This window comes from Actinomadura sp. B10D3, assembly GCF_039871695.1.
GTDB lineage: Bacteria > Actinomycetota > Actinomycetes > Streptosporangiales > Streptosporangiaceae > Spirillospora > Spirillospora madurae.
This window is the reverse complement of the sequence record NZ_JBDPLY010000053.1, coordinates 1-22,407: the sequence shown is the minus strand read 5'-3', so window position 1 is coordinate 22,407 and position 22,407 is coordinate 1. Positions and strand designations below refer to the sequence as shown.

17 protein-coding genes, 2 tRNA genes and 1 pseudogene are annotated in these 22,407 nt (G+C 72.5%); 10 read left to right on the top strand and 10 right to left on the bottom strand.

Going from position 1 to position 22,407, the window contains the following annotated elements; genetic code table 11:
- Positions 1 to 571: 571 nt before the first annotated feature.
- Positions 572 to 1,639, bottom strand: a pseudogene (locus ABGB11_RS41375) (IS701 family transposase); the annotation flags it as partial.
- A 366-nt stretch (positions 1,640 to 2,005) separates the two neighbouring features.
- Here ABGB11_RS41375 and ABGB11_RS41370 point away from each other — a divergent pair.
- From ABGB11_RS41370 to ABGB11_RS41340, 7 genes are all read left to right on the top strand, one after another.
- A tRNA-OTHER gene (locus ABGB11_RS41370) sits at positions 2,006 to 2,077 on the top strand.
- Between the two features lie 37 nt (positions 2,078 to 2,114).
- On the top strand, positions 2,115 to 3,644 hold the full coding sequence (locus tag ABGB11_RS41365; protein WP_347641125.1) for an SDR family NAD(P)-dependent oxidoreductase: 1,530 nt from the start codon (positions 2,115 to 2,117) through the stop codon (positions 3,642 to 3,644).
- Positions 3,644 to 4,777, top strand: coding sequence for a gala protein (locus tag ABGB11_RS41360; RefSeq protein ID WP_347641124.1), 1,134 nt, complete (start codon positions 3,644 to 3,646; stop codon positions 4,775 to 4,777). The genes ABGB11_RS41365 and ABGB11_RS41360 overlap by 1 nt, the downstream gene beginning before the upstream one ends.
- Positions 4,774 to 6,627, top strand: coding sequence for a hypothetical protein (locus ABGB11_RS41355; RefSeq protein ID WP_347641123.1), 1,854 nt, complete (start codon positions 4,774 to 4,776; stop codon positions 6,625 to 6,627). The genes ABGB11_RS41360 and ABGB11_RS41355 overlap by 4 nt, the downstream gene beginning before the upstream one ends.
- A gap of 832 nt (positions 6,628 to 7,459) precedes the next feature.
- A complete protein-coding gene (locus ABGB11_RS41350; RefSeq protein WP_347641122.1) occupies positions 7,460 to 8,338 on the top strand; it encodes an ankyrin repeat domain-containing protein in 879 nt (292 codons plus the stop codon).
- Positions 8,339 to 8,357: 19 nt separating this feature from the next.
- Positions 8,358 to 9,560, top strand: coding sequence for an AAA family ATPase (locus tag ABGB11_RS41345; RefSeq protein ID WP_347641121.1), 1,203 nt, complete (start codon positions 8,358 to 8,360; stop codon positions 9,558 to 9,560).
- 2 nt (positions 9,561 to 9,562) lie between these two features.
- Positions 9,563 to 10,738, top strand: a complete 1,176-nt coding sequence (locus ABGB11_RS41340) for a VWA-like domain-containing protein (RefSeq protein WP_347641120.1) — start codon at positions 9,563 to 9,565, stop codon at positions 10,736 to 10,738.
- Positions 10,739 to 11,232: 494 nt separating this feature from the next.
- On the opposite strand, the gene ABGB11_RS41335 is transcribed toward ABGB11_RS41340, so the two are convergent.
- Positions 11,233 to 11,304, bottom strand: a tRNA-Val gene (locus ABGB11_RS41335).
- Between the two features lie 83 nt (positions 11,305 to 11,387).
- Positions 11,388 to 11,813, bottom strand: a complete 426-nt coding sequence (locus ABGB11_RS41330; protein WP_347641118.1) for a TIGR02611 family protein — start codon at positions 11,811 to 11,813, stop codon at positions 11,388 to 11,390.
- 276 nt (positions 11,814 to 12,089) lie between these two features.
- Between ABGB11_RS41330 and ABGB11_RS41325 the strand changes: the two genes are divergently transcribed.
- Positions 12,090 to 12,503 carry an SsgA family sporulation/cell division regulator gene (locus tag ABGB11_RS41325; protein WP_347641117.1) on the top strand — a complete coding sequence of 138 codons (414 nt, stop codon included), beginning with the start codon at positions 12,090 to 12,092 and terminating at the stop codon, positions 12,501 to 12,503.
- Here the strand turns inward: ABGB11_RS41325 and sthA are convergent.
- A complete protein-coding gene (gene sthA / locus ABGB11_RS41320) occupies positions 12,500 to 13,903 on the bottom strand; it encodes a Si-specific NAD(P)(+) transhydrogenase (protein ID WP_347641116.1) in 1,404 nt (467 codons plus the stop codon). The two genes, ABGB11_RS41325 and sthA, sit on opposite strands and share 4 nt — an antisense overlap.
- Positions 13,904 to 13,956: 53 nt before the next feature.
- Complete coding sequence (locus tag ABGB11_RS41315) at positions 13,957 to 14,562, bottom strand: helix-turn-helix domain-containing protein (protein WP_347641115.1); 606 nt, start codon at positions 14,560 to 14,562, stop codon at positions 13,957 to 13,959.
- 109 nt (positions 14,563 to 14,671) lie between these two features.
- Between ABGB11_RS41315 and ABGB11_RS41310 the strand changes: the two genes are divergently transcribed.
- Positions 14,672 to 14,989, top strand: a complete 318-nt coding sequence (locus tag ABGB11_RS41310) for a multidrug efflux SMR transporter (protein ID WP_347641113.1) — start codon at positions 14,672 to 14,674, stop codon at positions 14,987 to 14,989.
- A 28-nt stretch (positions 14,990 to 15,017) separates the two neighbouring features.
- The gene (gene ppgK, locus ABGB11_RS41305) at positions 15,018 to 15,857 is read left to right on the top strand and encodes a polyphosphate--glucose phosphotransferase (RefSeq protein ID WP_347641111.1); all 840 of its coding nucleotides are present in this window, start codon (positions 15,018 to 15,020) and stop codon (positions 15,855 to 15,857) included.
- Here the strand turns inward: ppgK and ABGB11_RS41300 are convergent.
- The 5 genes from ABGB11_RS41300 to ABGB11_RS41280 are packed head-to-tail and all read right to left on the bottom strand — an operon-like array spanning position 15,854 to position 22,344.
- A complete protein-coding gene (locus ABGB11_RS41300) occupies positions 15,854 to 18,586 on the bottom strand; it encodes an alpha-mannosidase (RefSeq protein WP_347641110.1) in 2,733 nt (910 codons plus the stop codon). The two genes, ppgK and ABGB11_RS41300, sit on opposite strands and share 4 nt — an antisense overlap.
- Positions 18,577 to 19,773 carry a CehA/McbA family metallohydrolase gene (locus ABGB11_RS41295; protein ID WP_347641108.1) on the bottom strand — a complete coding sequence of 399 codons (1,197 nt, stop codon included), beginning with the start codon at positions 19,771 to 19,773 and terminating at the stop codon, positions 18,577 to 18,579. The genes ABGB11_RS41300 and ABGB11_RS41295 overlap by 10 nt, the downstream gene beginning before the upstream one ends.
- Positions 19,770 to 20,894 (bottom strand): ABC transporter ATP-binding protein, encoded by a 1,125-nt coding sequence (locus ABGB11_RS41290; protein ID WP_347641107.1) that lies wholly within the window; start codon positions 20,892 to 20,894, stop codon positions 19,770 to 19,772. The genes ABGB11_RS41295 and ABGB11_RS41290 overlap by 4 nt, the downstream gene beginning before the upstream one ends.
- Positions 20,894 to 21,721 carry a carbohydrate ABC transporter permease gene (locus tag ABGB11_RS41285; RefSeq protein WP_347641105.1) on the bottom strand — a complete coding sequence of 276 codons (828 nt, stop codon included), beginning with the start codon at positions 21,719 to 21,721 and terminating at the stop codon, positions 20,894 to 20,896. Before ABGB11_RS41285 ends, ABGB11_RS41290 begins: the two co-directional genes overlap by 1 nt.
- The gene (locus tag ABGB11_RS41280; RefSeq protein ID WP_347641104.1) at positions 21,718 to 22,344 is read right to left on the bottom strand and encodes a sugar ABC transporter permease; all 627 of its coding nucleotides are present in this window, start codon (positions 22,342 to 22,344) and stop codon (positions 21,718 to 21,720) included. Before ABGB11_RS41280 ends, ABGB11_RS41285 begins: the two co-directional genes overlap by 4 nt.
- Positions 22,345 to 22,407: the final 63 nt, after the last annotated feature.

Genomic DNA, 22,407 nt, shown 5'->3' with positions numbered 1-22,407 from the left:
CCTCTCTACCGAGGGCTCCACGCCCATTTCGGGGTGTTCCGATCTGTCCGCGCGCCTGCCTGCCCGTGCCCGTTCATGCCCCAGAAGTCCCTGCTGTCCTAATCGATCTTGCAGAGAAAACCTCAGTCAGCGCTCCAGCACGGCTGGTGCCGCACCACGACAGTCGCGACGTCGTTCTCCTCATGGGTCACCGGAAGCAGAGGAAAGGCCGCGGAGGTTTTCGCGTCGGTTAGTACTCCAGCCGCATTTAGCGATCGATGAGGCGGCGTTGTCGTTGGTAGTGGCTGCGGCGGGCGCGTGCTTGGTGGCGGCGTCGCCACCGTGACCAGCGGATTCGGTGTTGGGGTGGGTGCCGGGGCTGGTGGAGGTGGGCGTGCAGGCGGCGGATCTCGTTGACGGTGAGCGGGACCAGCTCGTCGGGTTCGTCCTGGTCCGCGTCGAGGGGACGTGATCGTCCCTGCTGTTCGGGCCCCCTGTGTGGCGAGGTCGTCAGCCTCGCCATCGTCGGTGTCGCCATCGTCGGTGTCGCCGTGGTCTGGGTCGCCGGGGTCTGGGGGCGGGTCGGCAGGAAGGCCAGGTGCGCGTGGGCGGCCATGGCCAGGGTGACATGCCGGTACCAGGCGATGTGTTTGCGGACTTGGTAGTGGTCCAGGCCGACCTCGTTTTTGGACGCTTGGAAGCATTCCTCGATGCTCCAGCGGGATCCGGCCACCCGCACCAGTTCGGGCAGGCCCACCGGCCGGTTCGCCGCACACCGGTAGAACGCCAGGTCGGTGGGGTCGCTGATCGACCGGCGGGCCAGTACCCATTGGTGCCCGCCCTGGTGCCCGCCCTGGTGCCCGCCCTGGTGTTCGTCCAGGCCGATCCATGCCCAGTCGTACCAGCGGCGGCCCTTGGCCCCGTCCCCGCACGAGACCCGCTGCCACGCCGTCTGGTCCAGGCCGGCGAACGCGGCATCAGCCCTGGTGCGGGCGCCGCCGAGTACGAGCGGATGGTCGCAGGAGACCGCGAACACATGGTTCACGCCGCGGCCGGCGCAGCGGCCACGCAGCGCCGCGTTGTCGCCGTAGGCCTCGTCGCCGGTCACCCAGCCGAACACCAGCAGCGGGTCGTCGCAGGCGCGTTCGATCATCCGCCAGGCCTGCTCCGGCTTGGTAGCGAACCGTGCGCGCTCGCCGACGCCGACGTCGGCGAGCCGGCCGGGATCGGTGAACCAGGATTCGGGCAGATACAGCTCCCGGTCGATGAGGACCCGCTGCCGGTCGGGGTTGACATAGGAGCAGAACCCCCCGATCTGGCAGTTGGTGATCTTGCCTGCGGTGCCGGTGTACTGACGCTGCACCCCCGCGCTGCGGCGGCCCTTCTTCTCAAACCCGGTGTCGTCGACCACCAGGACCCCGCCGGCGTCGCCGAGCCGCTCGGCCACCTGCGCCTGCAGCGCGTCCCGCACCTGGTCGGCATCCCAGCGGGCGTGGTTGAGCAGCCGCTGCATCCCGTCCGGCCGCGTGTCCCCGGCGAACTCCGCCAGCGACCAGCCGTTCTTGCGTTCCAGTCCGCTCAGCAGACCCAGCAGATACCACCGGGCCCGCACCCGGGGCTCTGGCCGTCCGAAGAACGGCGCCACCACCTGCGCGAACAGCTCATCGAACCCATCAGCCCACCCGGCTGGGTGAACATCTTTTACAGTGGGCGGCACGGCCACCGCCGATCGTCTGGTTCACACACACCCACACGATCACAGCGGTGGCCGTCTCACGTCCCGGCCTCGATCAGACCGAGATCTCGAAGCGCGGCTGGAGTACTAACCGCCGACCTGGTGGGCAAGCGTGGCCAGGCGTGACCGAGAAGATGTACCCGCCAACCGACACAGCCTGAATCCATCGAACCCCGGCACCACCCCGCGCTCCGGATCGTCACGCGGCCGCCCCGGAGCGGCGCCGGATCGGCGCTTTCCGCTCATTGTGGTCACGCGTTGTCCGAGTAGTTCGCTAAGGTCATCGACGGCAAGGCTGTAGCGCAGAGGTCGTCGCGCCTTACAGCAGGTTGGAGGACGTCGGTTCGAATCCGACCAGCCTTGCCCCAGAGCATTGACGACCGGCGGAAGGTCAGCGGTGGTGATCGACCCCAGCCTGGCCGGGAGGCCGTCGCCACGATCCGGCGCCGGTCCCGACCGGATCGAGATCGAGACCTGCCTGCGGATCATGGCCCAGGCCCGCGAGGCGGATCCGGCCGACCCCCGGTGGGAGTCGGTGCGCGAGGCCGCGGCCCAGCTGTATCGGGCGGGCAAAAAGGCACGCAAGGCGGCCCGGCATGCCGATCGCAGGCGACGCGACCACGAGGCCACGGCGGCGACGGCTCGCTACCGGGAGCAAGATCCCTCCCCGGCGTCCGTCCGGCCGGCGATCTCGACGGGCCGTCCGGACCCGGCCGGTGCGTCCGAGGCGGATCCGTCGATCGGCCGCTCCGATCAAGCCGGCCGGCTGCTGGTGGGGACGCGGCGCTGCTACGTCTGCAAGTCCGTCTACCGCCAGGTGCATCAGGAGTACCACCTGCTCTGCCCGGAATGCGCTGAGGAGAACCTCGCTCGCCGGCACGCCCGATGCGACCTGCGCGGCCGCCGGGCAGTCGTGACCGGCGGCCGGGTGAAGATCGGGTTCCAGCTGGCGCTGAAGCTGCTGCGCGATGGCGCGGAGGTGCTGGTCACGACCCGCTTCCCGCGGGACGCCGCCCGCCGGTTCGCGGCCGTCCCCGACGCCGCGGACTGGGTGGAGCGGGTCCACGTCCACGGTGTCGACCTGCTCGACCTGGCGGCCGTGGCCGGCCTGCTGGAGGCCGTTCACCAGCGCTTCACCTCCCTCGACATCCTCGTCAACAACGCCGCCCAGACGATCCGCCGACCGGCCGCCTACCATCGCGGGGTCCGGGCGGCGGAGACCGAGCCGCTCAGGGGCCTGGCCGCCCGGGTCGCTGTGGTGGACGCACCACCGGCCAGGTTCGACGTCCCTGCGCCGGCCTCCCTCGCTGCCCCGGCGCTCGAAGCCGTCTCAGGTCCCGGGCGCGTGCATGCCGGAGAGGCCACAGTCGCCACCGGGCGCGATGTTCTGGAGGCGCTGTTCCCCGCCGACCGCACCGACGAGACCGGTCAGCCGCTCGACCTGCGCGACCGCAACAGCTGGAGTCTCCGCCTGCACGAGGTGGATGCGGCCGAGTGGCTGGAGGTCCAGTTGGTGAACTCCTTCGCACCGTTCCTGCTGACGTCCCGGCTCCGCGGTCTGCTAGAGGCCTCGCCGTGGCCGGACCGGTACGTCGTGCAGGTTTCGGCGATGGAGGGCAGCTTCTCCCGGGAGCACAAGACCGTCCGGCACCCGCACACGAACATGGCCAAGGCAGCCCTGAACATGCTGACCCGCACCGCCGCCGCCGACTACGCGGCCTCGGGAATTCACATGACCAGCGTGGACACCGGCTGGGTCACCGACGAACGCCCCCATCCGGACAAGACCGCCCAGCGAGAGGCGGGGTTCCGTCCGCCGCTGGACGTCATCGACGGCGCCGCCCGGGTCTATGACCCGATCGTGCGCGGTGTCGGCGGGGAGCGGGTGTCCGGACTGTTCCTGAAGGACTACCGACCCGTGGATTGGTGATGACAGAGCCCGCGCCCGTACGCTGCCCGGCGATCGAGCACCCCGAAGTGCCGCCGGCCGATCCGGCGGACCTCGGTCCGCTGCTCGCGCGGCTGGCCGCCTCGGCCCCCGTGATGACCGACGAGACCTTCCCCGTCGGAACCCTGCGCCCCGACGGCCGGGTCGACCTGTGCAAGCAGGGCCTCGGCCCGGCCGGGGCGGCACGGCTGCTCCCGGTCGCCGCAGCCTCTCCGCTCGCCGTCCATGTGCTGCTCGGGACCAACTCCATCGGCGGGGACGGAGCGCGGGCGGTCGCCGACGCGCTCGTTGCCGGCCATGGCCTGGAGACGCTCTATCTCGGCTGCAACCGCATCGACGCTTCCGGCGCCGAGGCGCTCGCCCACCGCCTGGCCACGGACGCGACTGTGCGCGCTCTGTGGCTCAAACGGAACCCGGTCGGCGACGCCGGGGTCCGGGCTCTCGCCGCGATGCTGCGGCGGAACACGACGATCCGCACCCTCGATCTGGTCAACACCGGGCTCACACGGGACGGATTGCGGGCGCTGCTGGACGTGCTCGTCGAGCGGCCCGGTCCCGTCCAGCGGCTGTTCTTGGGCGGTAACGGGCTGGGTGCTGAGTCGGCCGACCTGCTGGCCGCGCTGATCAGGGACGCCGGTGTCCGTGAGCTGTACCTTCCGGCGAACCATCTCGGCGATCCCGGCGCTGCCGCGCTGGCCGCGGTGGCCGATCCCGCGCGGCCCGTCCGGCTGGGTCTCGGCGGCAACGGAATCGGGCCGGAGGGCGCCCGCGCACTGGCCGACGCCCTCGATGGCATTGAGGCGCTGGACCTGGGCCGCCCGCCGTCCGAGCGGAGTCTCGGCGCGCCCGCCAACGCCACCGGGGACACCGGCGCGGCGATACTGGCCGCCGCGCTGCCGGGCAGCCCGTTGCGCCGGCTGGAACTGCGGCGCACCGGGATCACGGGCCGTGGCGCCAAGGCCGTGCTGGACGCCGTTCCCGCGGACACCAGCCTTGAATATGTCGGGTTCGGCCCAGGTGTGCCCCGCCGGGTGAAGCGGGCGCTGGCGCCGCGTCTCCGCCCGACCGCCCGGCCCCACCCGGATCTGTGCGCGATCGCGAGCCTCTACCGGTGAGCGCGGGCGCCCCGCCGGCCGGTCTCCCACCCCGTACGCCGTCCCGCTCCTACCCGCCGCACGAGGCCTCGCGGTTGCGGCGCATCCGGCGGTACGCCGTGCCCGGGTGGATGATCGAGCAGGCGACTGAGCGGCGCCTCGCCGGGGACTGGCGCGGCGCCTGCGCCGCCGCGAACGTCGACGTCGCGTTCGACCTGGCCGACATCGCCCGCGAGCATGGCGCCGCCGTCGCGGCCGAGCTCGAGGACGACCTGTGTCACTTCGCCCCGGATCTGCTGCGCTGGCACCTGCCCCGGCTCGACCGCGGCCGCACGACGATCGTCCCCGACCAGCAGATGATCCTCGGACGGCTGGGCGAGGATCCGGACGCCCCTTACCTGCATCTCTCGACTCCTCGCTGGATGGCCCACGGCCCCCAGCGACTGCGCCTGTACGTCGGGCCGGTCCGCCATCCGGGCACCTACCTGGAGACCGACTGGGCATACTGCGCGTTCTGGCGTGACGTCGTTCAGGACTGGAGCACGTCCCGTCACCTGTGGGACGTGCGGCACGCCGACGAGCTGCGTGAACGCTGCGGCGGGGGCAAGGCCAGGGCCCCGTTCCTCCACGGCGACGGCGCGCCCCGCACGGCGGCGGAGCTGCCCGCCGCCGATCCCGGCCGCACCGATGCGGCGGCGGTCACCGAATGGGTCACGCTGTTGCACGAGCGCGGTGAAGTGGAGGCGGCGTTCGCGGCCGCCGGCATCGATCTGGACACCACGCCGGTCGAGATCGAGCCCTACTACGAGGTGAGCAGTGTGGACCCGCTCGAGGTCTTCGCGCGGACGCCCCTCTCCCTCTCCCGGTTGGAGACGGAGATCCGCCGTCTGGCGGCCGCGGTGGGAACCGACGCGTTCTGGGTCCCCTACCGGCAGTACGCGGCGATCCTCTTCGAGACCGGCGGAACGGAGACGGGTCTGCGAGCCCGGGTCGTCGAATTCGAGGCCGGGGAGGAGCCCGCCGACGTCGTGCTTCCCGAGGCGTGCTGGCGCCGCCTGCCCGATCTCGACCTGCTGCGGGACGGCTTCCCGCCGGAGCGGTTGCACCCATTGGTCCGCGATGCCCTTGTCCCGGACCGTGCCCCGACCGGCGGCCCGGCGGGGCCGCCCGCCGCAGACCTCCCCGCACCGGTCCGGATCCGCTGCCGCGGCGAATGGCACGAGACGTCGTTCCATGACGGCGTCCTCCGCATCCCGCACAGCGCTGAGGAGCAGCAGCGCGAGAGCGCCATGCGGGCGTTCGGCGGCGCCACGGCCGGGTGCTTCGCCGCGCAGAACGCGTGGACGACCGGAAAGGGACGGTTGCCCAAAGCGCTGCGCCACCAGCGGGACGAGCTGTTCGCCCGGGTCCAGCACGGCGACCTTCCCGGAGTCCTGCGGCTGCTGGACGCCGGCGTGGATCCACACGTCCGCGACGGCCAGGGCCGCACCCTGCTCCACATGCTGCACCTGCTCGATCCCGGCGCCGATCCGCACGTGATCGGCGACCGGCGCCGCACATCCGCCCACACCCTGCGGCACCTCCACCACGAGGGTCTGCTCGCGCGACTCCTGGGGGCGGGCCTCGACGTCGACGCCCGGGATCGGCAGCAGCGGACGCCGCTCTTCACCGCGATCTGCGGGGACGGTTCGGTGGCACTCGTCCGGGCGCTGCTCGCCGCAGGAGCGCGAATCGACGTGACCGGCGAGATCCACGGTACGGACGTGTCGCTCCTCCGGCTGATCCGCTGGCTGGACCGTGACCGCGACGATCTGGACTTCCTCATGGAACGGATCGAGCGCGAGCATCCGGAGATGGCCGAGGAGGAGTGAGCGCCATCAGCACGTCGTCCAGGGCGGCGCCGCGCCGTCCACCGTCGAAGTCCTACCCGCCCGACGAGGCGTCGAGCCGACGCAGGGTCCTGCGCTACGCCGTGCCCCGGTGGATGATCGAGCTGGCGACCGAACAGCGCCTCGCCGGGGACTGGCGCGGCGCCTGCGCCACCGCGAACGTCGACGTCGTGTTCGACCTGGCCGACATCGTCCGCGAGCATGGCGCCACGGTCACGGACGTGGTCGAGGACGACCTTCGCCACCTGTCACCTGACCTGCTGCGCTGGCACCTCCCGCGGGTCCTGCTGGGACGCGCGACGCTCAAGAACCGCCAGACGGTGGCTTTGAGCGGCCACGCGGCCCCGGGAAGAGGCGTGCGCTACCTGTACGTCGAAACACCGACCATGGTGGACGGTCCCCAGCGGCTGCGCCTGTGCTTCGGCTCGATCGACCTGGCCGGCGCCTCGAACGTCCACCGTGAGGCGCACGTCCATAACTGGACCACGCTGCGGCACCTGTGGGACGTACGGCACACCGGCGCGCTGCTGGAACGCTGCGGTGGCGGAGACCGGCCGCCGTTCTTCGACGCGGGCGGCACCCCGCGCACCGCCGAAGAGCTGCCCACGAACGACCCCGGACCCGCCGACCCGGTGGCCCGCACCGAATGGGCGACCCTGCTGCACGAACGAGGCGAGGTCGAGGCGGCGCTCGCCGCGGCGGCGGTCGAGCTCGATCCGACTCCGCTCGCACCCCGCTGGTCTGGTCCGGTCGATCCGTCGCGGGTGTTGGAGAGACTTGCCCTGGCGCCGACCAGCTCGAGCCGGAGATCCGGTTGCTCACCCACGGAGGCTATGGGCGCCGGTTCCAGATCCCCCGTTCCTGGAGCACGACGGTCCTGTTCGAAGGCCGCAAGCGGGACGGCCGCGTGCGGATCCGGCTGGTCGACCCGGAGGAGATCCCCGGCACCCCCGTGCTGCCCGAGGCGTGCTGGCGCCGGTTGCCGGACCTCGACGTCCTCCGGCACGGCGACACGGATCCGGACCGGCTGCATCCGCTGGTCCGCACCGCGCTCTTCCCCCTGCGGGAGCCCGCCGGCCGGGTCGGACCGCCGCATCCGGCGCTGCCGTCGCCGGTCCGCGTACGGTGCCGCGGCGAGTGGCACGAGGTGCGCTTCCGCGAGGGCGCGCTGGATATGCCGCACAGTGCGGACGAGCGGCGGCGCGAGCGCGTGATGGGCGCGTTGGGCGGCGCGGTCGCCGGCTGTTTCGCCGCAGCCCATGCGGTGGCCTCCGGTCAGGGCCGGCTGCCGAAGGTCCTGCGCGAGCAGCAACGGGAGCTGTACGCCCGCGCCCAGCACGGTGACACACCGGGCGTGCTCCGGCTTCTGGACGCCGGAGTGGACCCGCGTCTCCGGGACGGCAGACGCCGAACCCTCCTGCACGCGCTGATCCACCTGGATCACGAGATCCTGCTTCCACGGCTGCTGGCAGCCGGCGTCGACCTCGAGGCCGAGGACCACAACCGGCGAACGGCACTCCACGTGGCGGTCGGGGACAACGGCTCCGTTTCCTTGGTCCGGGCGCTGCTGGCCGCCGGAGCCCGCGTCGACACCACCGACGACCAGGGGTTGTCTCTCTCATTCCTCATCAGACGCCGCAAGCGCTCGGATCTTGCTTTTCTCCTTGACGGGGACCGGCCCGCGACCGGATGACATGGAAGGACGAGTACCAGTGAACGCCCCCGACGAGGCCTCCGCCCCGGACCCGCTGGCCGCCGCCGACGAGCTGGGCCGCCGGCTCGCCTCCCCGCACACGGAGCCGACCGCGAACCCGCAACTGGAGGCGCTGGCACTCGCGGTGTCGGCGAACCTGCCCGTGCTGCTCTGGGGCGAGCCGGGGATCGGCAAGTCCGCCGGCCTCCGGCAGCTGGCCACCGGGCTCGGCGTCCCGCTGGAGACGGTGATCGCCAGCGTGCACGAGCCGTCCGACTTCGCCGGCCTGCCGATCATCGGTGACGACCCGGCCGCCACCGGCGTGCCGATGGCCCCGCCGGACTGGGCGGTCCGGCTGGCCGCGTCCGGGCGCGGCATCGTGTTCTTCGACGAACTGTCCTCAGCTCCTCCCGCCGTCCAGGCGGCGCTGCTGCGGGTCGTCCTCGAACGCCGGGTCGGCAGCCTGGCGCTGCCGGAGAGCGTCCGGGTGGTCGCCGCCGCGAACCCGCCGTCCAGCGCGGCGGACGGCTGGCACCTCAGCCCGCCGCTGGCGAACCGGTTCGTCCACCTGCGATGGACGCACGACCCCCGAACGGTCGCGCGCGGCATGGCCGGCACCTGGCCTGCCGTGCCCGTCCCCGTCGTCGCCCCTGCCCGGGTGCCCAGCGCGGTCGCCCGCGCCCGCGGGACGATCTCCGGGTTCCTCACCGCCCGGCCCGGCCTGACCCACCACCTGCCCGGCGACGCGGAAAGCCGGGGCCTCGCCTGGCCGTCGCCGCGAACCTGGGAGATGGCTCTGCGGCTGCTGGCGGTCGGCTACGCCACCGGCGCCGAGCAGAAGGTGGTCGCCTCCGCCCTCATAGGCGCGGTCGGCGACGGCGCGGGCCTGGAACTGCTCAACTACCTGGAACAGCTCGACCTGCCCGATCCGGACCGCGTCCTAGCCGATCCGGACGCCTTCGCGCTGCCGGCGCGGGGCGACCGGCAACTCGCCTTCTTGACGGCCGTCGTCTCGGCGGTGCAGAGCGACCTCACCCGGCGGCGCTGGGAGGCGGGGTGGACGGTGCTGGCCAAGGCCGTCGAGGCCGGGGTCCCCGACGTCGCGGCCCGGGCCGCCGCGGACCTGGCGGCGCTGCGCGACACCGACTGGCCGGTCCCGGCCGGCATCGACGCGTTCCTCGACCTGCTCCAGTTGTCCGGCGCGCTGCCGGGCGGCTCCTGACCATGGCCGACCTCGACCGGGTCAAGCTGCTCGCGGCGCGGTACCGTGCGGCCGGCGACCGGCCGTACCTCGCCTCGGCGCTCTACTCGCTCACGGTCGTACCGAGCGACGGGGTGCCGACGATGGGCGTCGATCGGCACTGGCGGTGTTACGTGTCACCGTCCTTCATCGCGGCGACCTCCGTCCCCGAACTGGCGGGCGTGTGGATCCACGAGGTGGCACACCTGCTGCGCAACCATCACGGCCGTGCGGACCTGCTGCCCACCGCCGACCGCCGCGACCGGGCGCGCCTGAACGTCGCCCAGGACTGCGAAATCAACGACGACCTGCTCGCTGACGGGCTGGAACTTCCCGAGGGCCGGGTGGCACCCGGCGACTTCGGGCTGGAGACCGGACGGCTGTTCGAGGAGTACCTCCCCCACCTGCCGCCGTCGGCCCAGTGCTCCGACTGCGGCTCCGGTGCCCATGGCTCACCCGGCGACTGGGAGATCGTCGGACCCGGCGGGCCGGGGGGCGTCAGCACGGTCGAGGCCGAGGCGCTGCGCCGCCACACCGCTGAGGCCATGCGCGCCCACCAGCGCAACCGCGGTTCCCTTCCGGGAGGTTGGCAACGCTGGGCGGAGCACGTCCTCGAACCGGCGGTCGACTGGCGCCGCGTGCTCGCCGGTGCCGTGCGAGAGGCGGTCGCCTGGGCGGCCGGAGGGGTCGACTACACCTTCCACCGCCCGTCCCGCCGCACCGCCGCGCTGCGCGGCGTCGTCCTGCCGAGCCTTCGACGCCCGCTGCCGGTCGTCGCGATCGTCATCGACACCTCCGGATCCATGGGCGAGGACGACCTCGCGACGGCCCTCGCCGAGGTGACCGGTGTACTGCGGGAGGTCGGCGTCGGTGGGAACCGGATCACCGTGCTCGCCTGCGACGCCGACGTGCACACCGCGACGCGGGTGACGTCCGCGCAGCAGGTCGCGCTCGAAGGCGGCGGCGGCACCGACATGCGGGTCGGCATCCGGGCGGCCCTCGACCGGCCCGAACGACCCGGTGTCGTGATCGTGCTGACCGACGGCTTCACCCCGTGGCCCGAAGCGCCGTCGTCATCGCGCCTCATCGCCGCGCTCATCGGCGCCGACCCACCGCCCCCGCCGGCCTGGGTAGAAGCGGTCCACATCCCTCGAAACTGACCCGGTTCGGCATGCCATAACCCGGTGAACATTCGCGGCCACCGCAATTGGCCGAGCACGCTCTCGACCTCCTCCCAGCCCGCGCGTTCGCCACCGGGCGCCGCGACGAACTCGCCGCGCTCGTCTCCGCGCTGCGGGAGTCGGACGCGTGGGTACGGAAGCGTCCGCGCGAGGCGGCCGAGCTGTTCGCCGCGTCGCCTGATCGAGCGCCCGGTTCGGGTCGCCGATGCCATTCGGCCCGAGGCTAACGAGCTGGTGCGGGGCCATGACCAGAGCCTTCCACCGACTGCGGTTCGCCACCGCCCCGTCGCGGCGAACTGAGATGAGGACGCGTTCACCGGTGATCGACCGTCTGTGTGAGCGCTTCGGGAATCTGCGAAGCGTACGTTGGCTCCCGAAACTGGCTCCCGAAACTGGCTCCCGAGACTACGAAGCGGTCATCGGGCACACGAGATCGCGTCGCGGGCAACGCTCTGACCTGCGGAAACTTGGGGTGGGCGATACTGGGTTCGAACCAGTGGCCTCTTCGGTGTGAACGAAGCGCTCTCCCACTGAGCTAATCGCCCCGGCGGCCCGCTGTGGTGGGCGGGCCGACGTCGAAAACTCTAGCGCATGTTGGGGAGCGGATGCGCATCGGTTTGGCGGGGCGTCAGGTCCAGAAGGTGGGGTCCTCGATGTTCCAGGGGAGCGTCAGGCCGTAGATGGCCAGGTAGGCGGCCAGGGCGCCGGCGACCAGGACGGCTGTGGAGGCTCCGAGGATGGTGTTGCGGCGGCGCTTGCGGGGGTCGAAGGCCTTCTCCTTGGCGCGGTCCGCGGCGGTCTTGGCGCGGTGGAGGGCGCGCTGGGCCCACGCGAACTCGGTGGCGAGGATGGCCAGGCCGATGACGATGCCGAGGAGGCCCGGGCCGGGGGTGACCATCATCACCAGGCCGCCGATGAGGACGGCAGCGCCGACCGCGAAGACGCCGGCGCGCCAGGCGGTGTTCAGGAGGGGGTTGCGACGGACGCGCTCCCGGAAGCGGTGGAACAGGCCCGGCTCCTCCGGCGGGGCCTCCATTTCATGATCTATTGCCACGGTTTTACCTTACGGCAGCGGAAGGGGGCGTGGGGAGCCCCAAAGCGCCTGCGGGACGAGCGGCGGGAGGCGGGGGGCGTGCACGAAAGATCCGCTTTTGCCCAGGTCAGACGCAGGTTTTGCTACAGTGAGATGGATCACAAACGCCGGGGACGCCGGAATGTTCGGCCGAGTTCAGGCAGTTAGGCGTCATAGATCGCGGGGATGTCCGTGAGAGGGAGAACCACTCATGGGCGTACCCGCGAGTCCGCGGGACCGACGTAAGAGGGAATGGCCATGAACAGCAGTACGACCGTCTCAGCAGAGCTGGGCCTTCGTCTCGTCGTCCCCGACCGCACGACCGTTCCTCTGCTCGCGGGGCTGGAGTACGCGGCCGATGACCCGTACGCGATCCGCATGGCCTTCTACGTGGGCGACGACGAGCCGGTGGAGTGGATCTTCGCCCGCGAGCTCCTCACGGTCGGCATCGTGCGCAAGGTCGGGGACGGGGACGTCGAGGTCTGGCCGGCCGAGGACGAGGGCTCGCTCAACATCGCGCTGTCGTCGCCGTTCGGCGACGCCTTGTTCGAGGTGCCGTTGTCGCCGCTGGCGGACTTCCTCCACCGGACGTACCAGGCGGTGCCGGCGGGGGAAGAGACCGAGTTCATCGACATCGACGCCGAGCTGGAGAACCTGCTCTGGCCGTCCTAACCCGACAGGCGGGCGATGTGGCGCATCTTGTTCATCGCGTCCAGGGCGGCGACCTTGTAGGACTCGGCGAGGGTGGGGTAGTTGAAGACGGCGTTGACCAGGTAGTCGATGGTGCCGCCGCAGCCCATGACGGTCTGGCCGATGTGGACGAGCTCGGTGGCGCCGGTGCCGAAGACGTGGACGCCGAGGAGGCGGCGGTCGTCGGGTGAGACGAGGAGTTTGAGCATCCCGTAGGAGTCCCCGATGATCTGGCCGCGGGCGAGCTCGCGGTAGCGGGAGACGCCCACCTCGAAGGGGACCTTGGCCTCGGTCAGCTCGTCCTCGGTGCGGCCGACGAAGCTGATCTCGGGGATGGTGTAGATGCCGATCGGCTGCGTCTCGTGGATCTCCGAGACGGGCTCGCCGCACGCGTGGTGGGCGGCGAGGCGGCCCTGCTCCATCGAGGTGGCCGCCAGGGACGGGAAGCCGATCACGTCCCCGACCGCGTAGATGTGCGGGACCTCGGTGCGGTAGTCGTCGTCGACCTTGATCCGGCCGCGGCGGTCCGCGGCGAGGCCCGCCGCGTCCAGGCACAGGTCGTCGGTCATGCCGTGCCGCCCGGCCGAGTACATGACGGTGTCGGCGGGGATCCGCTTGCCGCTCTCCAGGACGGTGATCGCGCCGTGCGCCATCCGCTCGACGGACGCGACGCTCTCCCGGAACCTGAAGGTGACGGCGAGGTCGCGCAGGTGGTACTTGAGGGCTTCGACGATCTCCAGGTCGCAGAAGTCCAGCATCCGCTCGCGCCGCTCGACCACCGTGACCTTGGTGCCGAGGGCGGCGAACATCGAGGCGTACTCGATGCCGATCACGCCGGCGCCGACGACGACCATGGTCTCCGGGATGCGGTCCATGTTGATGATGCCGTCGGAGTCGATGATCGTCCGGTCGTCGAAGTCGACGGTGTCGGGGCGGGCGGGGCGGGTGCCGGTGGCGATCACGATGCGGTCGGCGGTGACCTTCTGCTCGCGGTCGCCGGCCCCGGTGATGCCGATGGTGTGGGGCTCCAGGAAGCGTCCCGTGCCGGGCATGACCGCGACGTGGTTGCGGGCGAGCTGGCTGCGGACGACGTCGGTCTCCCGGCCGATGACGTGCTGGGTGCGCATGCCGAGGTCGGCGACGGTGATGTCGTCCTTGACCCGGTAGCTCTGCCCGTAGAGCTCGCGCTGGTTGAGGCCGGTGAGGTAGAGGACGGCCTCGCGCATGGTCTTGGACGGGATGGTCCCGGTGTTGATGCAGACGCCGCCGATCATGTCGCGGCGGTCCACGATGCCGACCTTGCGGCCGAGCTTGGCGGCGGCGATGGCCGCACGCTGGCCGCCGGGTCCCGACCCGAGCACGAGAAGATCGAAGTCAGTCACTCCCACAGTCTGACGGCCCGCCACCGTTCCGTTAAAGGGTTTCGTCGGACAGATCAGGAATCGTCCGGGGTGAGGAGGCCCGCGGCGAGCGCGTCCAGGCCGGCCTTGACGCGGTCGAGGGGCATACCGCGCGTGCGGCGCTGGTACAGGAAGAGGTTCGCGGCCAGCGGGGCGAGGAGCGCGTCGGCGAGGTAGGCGGCGTCGGCGGTGGGGCGGATCCGCCCGATGAGCATCGCCAGGTGCATGTGGTAGAGGGCGTAGGAGCCATCCCGGAACCGGGCGTCGGGCGGGTCGGACTCGGCCATGACCAGCAGGTCGGCCTGGGCGTCGGTGCGGTCGGCCAGCGCGTGCAGGAAGGCGCGGAGGCGGTCGGCGGGGGCGGCGCCGGGGCCGAGCGGCGGCGGGCCGTGCAGGAAGGCGGTCTGGAAGTCGCGCTCGCGGTCGTCGATCACGGCGTAGACGAGGCGGGCCCGGTCGCCGAAGCGCCGGTACACGGTGCCGACGCCGACGCCGGCCTCGCGCGCCACCTCGTCCATGGAGACCGCCTCGGGCCCGCGGGCCTCGATCAGGCGGGCGGCGGCGCGCAGGATGCGGCGCCGGTTGAGCGCGGCGTCCGCGCGCTCGGCGGGCGGGCTGCCGACGACGGGCAGCTGTCTCATCGCGTCCCCTCTCGGCACAGTACGGCAGCGTAACCGGAGTTGTATCCGGAGATATCTCCAGTTAACCTCACTAAACGGAAACTTCTCCTATTAGCGCCCGGAGGACGGGATGGCGTGGGTGTTCTTGCTGGTCGCCGGGATGATGGAGCTCGTGTGGGCGGCGGCCCTGAAGGAATCGGACGGTATGACCAGGCTGTGGCCGACCGTGATCGGACTCTCAGTGGCGCTGCTCAGCGTCGTCGTGCTGTCGGTGTCCCTGCGGACGCTGCCGGTCGGCACCGCCTACGCGGTCTTCGTCGGGCTGGGGGCGGCGGGCGTGGCGGCCGTCGGCATGATCGCGTTCGGGGAGAGCACGGCGCCCGCCCGGCTGCTGTTCCTCGCGCTCATCCTGGTCGGCGTGGCCGGCCTCCAGCTCACGGAGGGCTAGCCCGGCGGGGAACGGGCACAGTGGAGGCATGGCAAGGGAGATGCTGGGGATCGACATCGGCGGGTCGGGGATCAAGGGTGCGCCGGTGGACCTGTCGACCGGCGAGTTCACCCGGGAGCGGTTCCGGATCGCGACGCCGCAGCCGTCCAGGCCGAAGCCGGTCGCGAAGGTCCTCGCCGAGATCGTGGACCATTTCGGGTGGGACGGTCCCGTCGGCGTCACCTATCCCGGCGTGGTGATCGACGGCGTGGCGCTGTCGGCGGCGAACGTGTCCAAGCGCTGGATCGGGCTGGACGCGGCGTCGCTGATCGCGGAGGCGACCGGGCGGGCGATCACGCTGCTCAACGACGCGGACGCGGCGGGCATCGCGGAGATGCGGCTCGGCGCCGGGCGCGGCAGGAGCGGCACCGTCGTCCTGCTGACGCTGGGGACGGGCATCGGCAGCGCGCTGTTCAGCGACGGCGTCCTCGTCCCGAACACCGAGTTCGGGCACATCCAGATCAAGGGGAAGGACGCCGAGGTCCGCGCGTCGGCGAAGGCGCGCACCGACCGCGGCCTCAGCTGGGGGCAGTGGGCGAAGCGGCTCGGCACGTACATGCGCCATCTGGAGGCGCTGATCTCCCCCTCCCTGATCATCGTGGGCGGCGGGGTGAGCCGGCGGTCGGAGCACTTCGTGCCGCTGATCGAGGGCGTCCGGGCGGAGATCGTCCCGGCGCGGCTGGTGAACAACGCGGGCATCGTCGGCGCGGCCATGGCGGCCGCCGCGGCGCATCCGGAGGAGACCGCCGAGCCCGCTCGGGCCAAGGTGCGGGCGGTCGGCGGCACCGGCGGGCAGCGGCGGCGCGGAACGGCGAAGGCCGCGCGTTAGGACGCCCGGAGCCGGACGGTCGCGATCTCCCAGGGCCGTAGCGCCAGGGCCGCGGTCCCGTCGTGCACGTCGAGCGGGACGCCGGGGCGTCCGCGCAGATCGACGCGGGTGCCCTCGGTGAAGTCCCCGTGCAGGACGGCGGTGGTGGGTTCCGCGCACTGGGCGACCATGCGCGTCTCGATCCCGCCGTCGCGGGTGCGGAGCGAGGTCATGACGACGCCGTCGCCCGTGATCGCGATGCCTTCCCGGGAAGGTGGCGCGGGCGCGGCGGCCTGGCCGTAGCCGGCGGCGGTGAGCAGGTCGTGGCGGTAGGTCTCGGCCGCCCGGAGCACATCGGCGCCGGGCCGTTCGCCGGGGTAGGGCATGACCGCCAACCCGACCGTCCGCTCGCCCCGGCACTGCGCCCCGGGGGTCGGGAGCTGCGGCCCGGCCGGCTGGTCGCGGTAGGCGTTGCGGTCCCGGGACAGGTAGCCGACGGAGCGCAGGAGGGTCAGGGCCAACTCGCGCCCGCCGCCGGTGACCTCGTACTCGGTGGCGTGCTCCAGCAGGACGGCGAGGCCGCCCGCGGCGACGAACCCGGACGCGGGGAACGTCGGCACGGGCCGCTCCCCGAAGCCGCCCTCGGCCGTCAGCCCCCGCTCGGTGATCGCGAACTGCCCTTCGGCGAAGGACGTGTCCGCCTGGCGCGGCAGGGGCAGGTGCAGCCGGACGCGATGGTCGTCGCAGCGGTTGTCGAACGTGACGCGGAGCCGCACGAACGGCTCGCCCGCGCGCAGCTCCGCCCGGGTGGTGACGGTGACGTCCTCCGCGGCCTCGGACCGGGCGTCGCCCGGCACGTCGCCGGAGGCGGGCCAGCGGTAGGTCCGGACGATGTCGAGCGCGGCGACGAGCGGCCCCTCGGAGACCGTGCGGACGGCCACCGTCCTCGGGTCGCCGATGATCGTGTCGGTGGCCGGCGGAGCGTGGTTGTAGGAGTCGCCGAGGTCGCCGCCGTCCACGATCCGCCCGACGCCCTCGACGACGCCGCCGGACGGTGTGCGCAGCACGAGGTCGCCGTCGTCGCGCACTTCGGCGCTTAGCAGGCCGTTGCCGAGGACGTTCCCCTCGGCCCGCACCGGCCCTTCCGCGGGCCCCGCCGGGGCGACCGGCCGGACGGTGGCCAGCCCTAGCGCGGGCACGTCGACGAGTGCGGCGACGGTGCGGCGGGGGTCCGCCAGTATCCGGACGCGCCACTCCCCATCTGCGCCGCGCAGCGCGTCGCGGACGTCGCCGATGTCGAACGGGACGGTGGCGCGCGCCGTCACGTGGAAGGTGAGCGTGCGGTCCTCACGGGACACCGACCAGTCGCGGATCTCCTGCCCGAACAGCACCCGCCCGTACACCCGCTCCAGCAGGATCGGCAGCGCGGAGGCGGGGTGGACGGCGTCGTCCAGCACGGTCGGCGCGACGTCGAGCGTCTGGACGGGCACCGGCCGCCCGTCGCCCGTCGCCAGCCCGGGTTCCCCGTCGCATGGGACGTCTAGGACGACCAGGCCCGTCCGGGCGGCCGGGGTGGGGTTGAACACCAGGTGGGAGCCGAGCGGCACCGCGGCGGCCTGCTCGGCGGTGACGAGGTCGCAGACGGCGCGCCCGAGCTGCTCGGCCTCCGCCATGTGCGCGGCGACCTGCTCGGCGGTCTCGTCGCTGCCGCAGCCGGTGACCGAGTCGTGGCAGCTCGCCTCGATGAGGCGCCGCCAGGCCAGGTCGAGGAACCGCTGCGCGTCCCCGGAGTACCAGAGCGCCGCCAGGGGCTCGGCGTACCGTTCCACGAGACGCTCGGCGCGTCCCATCATCTGCTTGAGCCGGACGCGTGCGGAGAGCACGCCGGGCAGGATGTTCGCGCGGGCGTGCGACCGCAGCTCGCCCCGGATGCGCGGGAGCCCGTCGACGGACGGCTCCTCCCCCGCGAAGTAGCCGGCGAGGGTGTCCAGCCGCATGCCGAGCTCGGCGGAGGCCACCCGGTCGGCGAGGTCGGGCGCGGGCGCGGTGTGGTCGGCCCCGTACATGGCCAGCAGCGGGCCTCCGTCGGGGTACCAGCGGCCCATCGACGCGGCGAACCCGGCGGCGCGCCCCGGCAGCAGCGACGCGCCGTTTCCGAACTCCCCGAACTCCTCGAACATGGACGCGGCGTTCCCGTAGCCGCCCTCGGGGAGGTACTGGGTGCGGATCGCCGTCCCGTCCGGCGACTCCCAGGCGAACGACCGGGTCCGGACCCGGTCGGGGACGCCGCGCCACAGGCACGCATGCTCGATCCCCGCGAGCCGCAGGATCTGCGGCGTCTGCGCGCAGTGCCCGAACTGGTCGGGCAGGTAGCCGACCATCATCGCGGCGCCCAGCTCCTCCGCGCGCCGCATCCCGAGCTCCAGGTTCCGGACGATGTTCTCCCCTGAGCACAGGAACTCGTCGTGCAGGATCTGCCAGGGGCCGACGGCGAGCCGGCCCTCCCGGACGAGCGCCGCCAGCCGCTCCCGCCGTTCGGGGCGGATCTCCAGGTAGTCGTCCACCGCGGCCATCTGCCCGTCCAGCGTGAAGTGCCAGCGGGGATCGGCCTCCATCCCGTCGATGACGCCGTCGAGCAGCGACACCAGCCGGAGCCGGAACCGCTGGAACGGCAGGTACCACTCGCGGTCCCAGTGGGTGTGGGGGACGACGACGATCTCGGGACGCTCTTCCGGCCTGCCTACCCGCACAGTGCGATCACCTCGTTCTCGTGGGTCTCCAGGCGGTGCATGCCCGGATGGTCCGCGGGGACCCGGACGCGGTCGCCGCGGACGGCGGCGCGCCGCCCGTCGGGACGGACGAGCACGGTCCCGTCCGCGCCGATCGCGACCAGGTCGCCGCCGTCGCGCAGCAGGACGGGCGCGTCCGGCGCGGCGGACACCGACGTCCGGCCGGCCGCGATCCCGCCCAGCACGTCCTCGCCCTCGGTCAGGACCCAGGTGACGGGCTCGCCGAGGGTCTTGTGCTGCGCCGGGTCGTGGAAGTCGCTGCCGCCGAGCGGGACCACGCCCCCGGGCCGCCACACGTCCGCCCAGGCCAGCGGGGCGCCCCAGCGCCGGTCCCACCAGGACGAGTGCCAGATCTCGGCGAACCGCGGCCGGTCGCCCGCGGGCAGCGGGCGGCGCCAGGCGCAGTCGCCGCTGAGCGGGTGGTTGATCGACATCAGCCCGCCGCGGGCGCGGGCGAACGCGGCCCAGTCGGCGCTCGGCCGCCGGAAGTCGACCCAGCCGGTGGGGCCGAACACGTTGGCGTGCCCGAGGTCGGTGGTGACCTCCTGGCCGGGCAGCAGCAGGACGCCCGCGTGCGCCCCGGCCGCGGGCAGCTCCGGATGGTGGCTGACGGTGTTGTGGTCGGTCACCGCGAGGAAGTCGAGCCCGCGGGACGCGGCGAGGCACGCCAGCTCGTGGACGGTGAGCGTGCCGTCGCTGTGGACGGTGTGCGAGTGCAGGTCGCCCGCGAGCCACCGGAACCCGTCCGGGGCGGGCAGATCGCGGCGCGGCGGGCGTTCGGGCCGCGGGGGCGGCGGATCGTCCGGCCGGGGCGGTGGCGTCCCGGAGGTCGTGATGGCGACCTCGTAGGGGACGCCGTCAGGCGGGATGCGGTGCAGGCCGAGCCAGACGTGCCACGTGCCCGGTTCCAGCTCCCCAGGGATGTAGCCGGGCGTCGCCCACTCCGCGGCCACCGTGTACCGGCGGCGCGCCCCGCCGGACCAGCCGCGGAACCCGTCCGGGCCATGGCAGCCCAAGTCGATGACGCCGCCGTCGTACGAAAGCTCGACCGCGACCGACGCCGTACCCGGCGGGACGTCGAAAGGGAGTGCGCGCAACCCCTGTTCGAGACGGTCCTCCAGGCTCCAGCGTCCGCGGTGCACGGTCATCCGGCTCCCCCGTCCTTGGCCAAGGGCGCCTCCGCCCGCCCGGCCTCGGCGCCGCCCGTCACGAGCTCGCCGTCGCGGTAGAACAGGACGCGTCCGGGGCGGGGACGCGCCCACCCCTCGGTGAAGGGGTGCGCTTCGAGCCCCTCCCCCACGACGACCCGCACGGGCTCGCCGCCCACGTCCAGGGTCACGAGCGAGGAGCCGCCGAGGTTCTCCACGACGGACACCCTCCCGCCGAGTGCGGTGTCCTCCGGCTCGGTACTGAAATCCATATATTCGGGACGTACCCCGTACACGACCTCCTCCCCGTCCCGCACCCGCCCGCGCGCCTCGTCCGGGAGGGGCAGCCGCGTGCCGCCGACGGCGACGAGCCCGTTCCGGACCGTCCCCGGCAGCAGGTTCATGGGCGTCGAGCCGATGAACGAGGCCACGAAGGTGTTCGCCGGGCGCCGGAACACCTCGGCCGGGGTCCCGATCTGCCGGATCACGCCGTTCTCCATCACCGCGATCCGGTCGGCGAGCGCCAGGGCCTCCGCCTGGTCGTGTGTGACGAAGACGGTGGTGACGGCGAACCGGTACTGGAACTGCTTGAGGAACGTGCGGGCCTCCAGCCGGAGCCGGGCGTCGAGGTTCGACAGGGGCTCGTCCAGCAGGAGGACGTCCGGGTTCGCCACCAGGGCCCGGGCCAGCGCGACCCGCTGCTGCTGGCCACCGGACAGCTCCCCGGGCCGCCGGTGGGTCAGCTCCTTCAGGCCGAGCTGCACGATCGCCTCGGCGGCGAGCCGGTACCGTTCGGCGCGGCCCATCTTCGCGATCCGCAGCGGGTAGGCGACGTTGTCCCGGACGGTCATGTGCGGGAACAGCGCGTAGTCCTGGAACACCATGCCGACGCCGCGCCGTCCCGGCTGGAGCCGCGTCACGTCCCGGTCGCCGATCCCGATCGCGCCGTGCGTCGCCGCCTCCAGGCCCGCGATGGTGCGGAGCAGCGTCGTCTTCCCGCAGCCGGACGGTCCGAGCAGCGCGAAGAACTCGCCGTCCGCCACGTCGAGGTCGAGCGCGTCCAGCGCCAGGACGCCCCCCGGATAGACCTTCGTCAGCTTCTGGATGGTGATGCCCGGCATCAGCGCTTGATCCCTCCGTGGAAGCGGAATCCGTACCGGCGGCTCACGAACAGGTACATGAGCACCACCGGCAGGGAGTACAGCAGCGAGAACGTGGAGATCAAGGCCAGGTCCGGCTGGCCGCCCTCGGTGTAGAACGTGTACATGATCACCGAGGCGGGCGCCTTGTCCGGATCGCGCAGCAGCAGGAACGGCATCAGGAAGTCGCCCCACACCTGCGCGACCGTCCACACCGTGACGGTGGCGAGGCCCGGCCGGATGACCGGGACGACCACGTGCCGCAGGATCTGCAGCGGGGAGGCCCCGAACACCCGCGCGGCCTCCTCGTAGGACGTGGGCGTCGCGTCGGTGAAGTCCTTCAGCAGGAAGATCGCCGCCGGGAGCAGCCCGCCGGTGAGCACCAGGACCACGCCCAGCCGCGAGTCGATCAGGTGCAGGTTGAAGGCCAGCAGGAAGACCGGCACCATCGCCGCGGTGCCGGTGATGATGGACGACAGCAGGAGCAGGACGTAGAGCAGGACGTCCCGTCCGGGCACCCGGACCCGGCTCAGCGCGTACGCGGCGAGCGCCGCCGACGTGACGACGAGCGCGGCCGTCCCGGCGGCCAGCAGCACCGAGTTGCGCAACGAGGCCAGCGCGTACGGGTTGTCCATCAGGACCTGGAAGTTGCGCAGGGTGAACTCGGGCGGCGACGCCGAGATGCCGGGGTTCGCGTCGAACGGCGCGAACGCCAGCCAGAGCAGCGGGAGCGCGAAGAACCCGAGGACGGCCGAGACGAACGTGGCCAGCCCGAGCCTGCGGAGCACCTCCCGGACGGTCTCGTTCACGCGGCGGCCTCCTTCGTCCCGCGGGCGCGCAGGGCCCGCAGGTAGACCAGGGCGATCACCAGGTTGATCAGGATCATCAGCAGCGAGATCGCGGCGCCGAAGCCGAGCCGGCCGTCGCCGAGCGCCGTCCGGTACACGTACACCGACATGATCTCCGAGCGCCCGTCCGGGCCGCCCGCGGTGATCAGGAACGGGGTGAAGTCGTTGAACGTCCACAGGCTGACCAGCAGCAGGCTCGTCAGGACGTGCCCGCGGATGCGCGAGAACACCGCGTCCCGCAGCGTCTGCCACGTGGAGGCGCCCGCGAGTCGCGCCGTCTCCAGGTGGGACGGCGGGACGGTCCCGAGCGCCGCGCCGTAGAGCATCATCGAGAACGCGGTGCCGCGCCAGACGTTGAACACGATGACGCACGCCATCGGATGGTCGAGCAGCCAGGCCGTGCCCGGCGTCCCGAGCAGGGCGTTGAGGGTGCCGCCGTCGCGGTCGAGCAGCGCGATCCACAGGAACGCGATGACCGAGGACGGCAGGATCCACGCGAGCAGGACCAGCCCCTCGACCAGCCGCCTAATGGGAGCTGCCGGGTCGTAGAGACTCGGTAGCCGTAGCCGCCAGCAGGTGAGCACTTCCGCCGCCGGAAGCGTCCGACTTCTGTGGTCAGACCGTGCCCCTGCTGGCCGGCCGGGAGG

Bases quoted from the DNA above. Each gene is read 5' to 3' on its own strand.
- ABGB11_RS41360 (WP_347641124.1), top strand. From the start codon at position 3,644: ATGACAGAGCCCGCGCCCGTACGCTGCCCGGCGATCGAGCACCCCGAA.
- ABGB11_RS41310 (WP_347641113.1), top strand. From the start codon at position 14,672: ATGGCGTGGGTGTTCTTGCTGGTCGCCGGGATGATGGAGCTCGTGTGG.
- ABGB11_RS41325 (WP_347641117.1), top strand. From the start codon at position 12,090: ATGAACAGCAGTACGACCGTCTCAGCAGAGCTGGGCCTTCGTCTCGTC.
- ppgK (WP_347641111.1), top strand. From the start codon at position 15,018: ATGGCAAGGGAGATGCTGGGGATCGACATCGGCGGGTCGGGGATCAAG.
- ABGB11_RS41340 (WP_347641120.1), top strand. From the start codon at position 9,563: ATGGCCGACCTCGACCGGGTCAAGCTGCTCGCGGCGCGGTACCGTGCG.
- ABGB11_RS41290 (WP_347641107.1), bottom strand. From the start codon at position 20,894: ATGCCGGGCATCACCATCCAGAAGCTGACGAAGGTCTATCCGGGGGGC.
- ABGB11_RS41315 (WP_347641115.1), bottom strand. From the start codon at position 14,562: ATGAGACAGCTGCCCGTCGTCGGCAGCCCGCCCGCCGAGCGCGCGGAC.
- ABGB11_RS41295 (WP_347641108.1), bottom strand. From the start codon at position 19,773: ATGACCGTGCACCGCGGACGCTGGAGCCTGGAGGACCGTCTCGAACAG.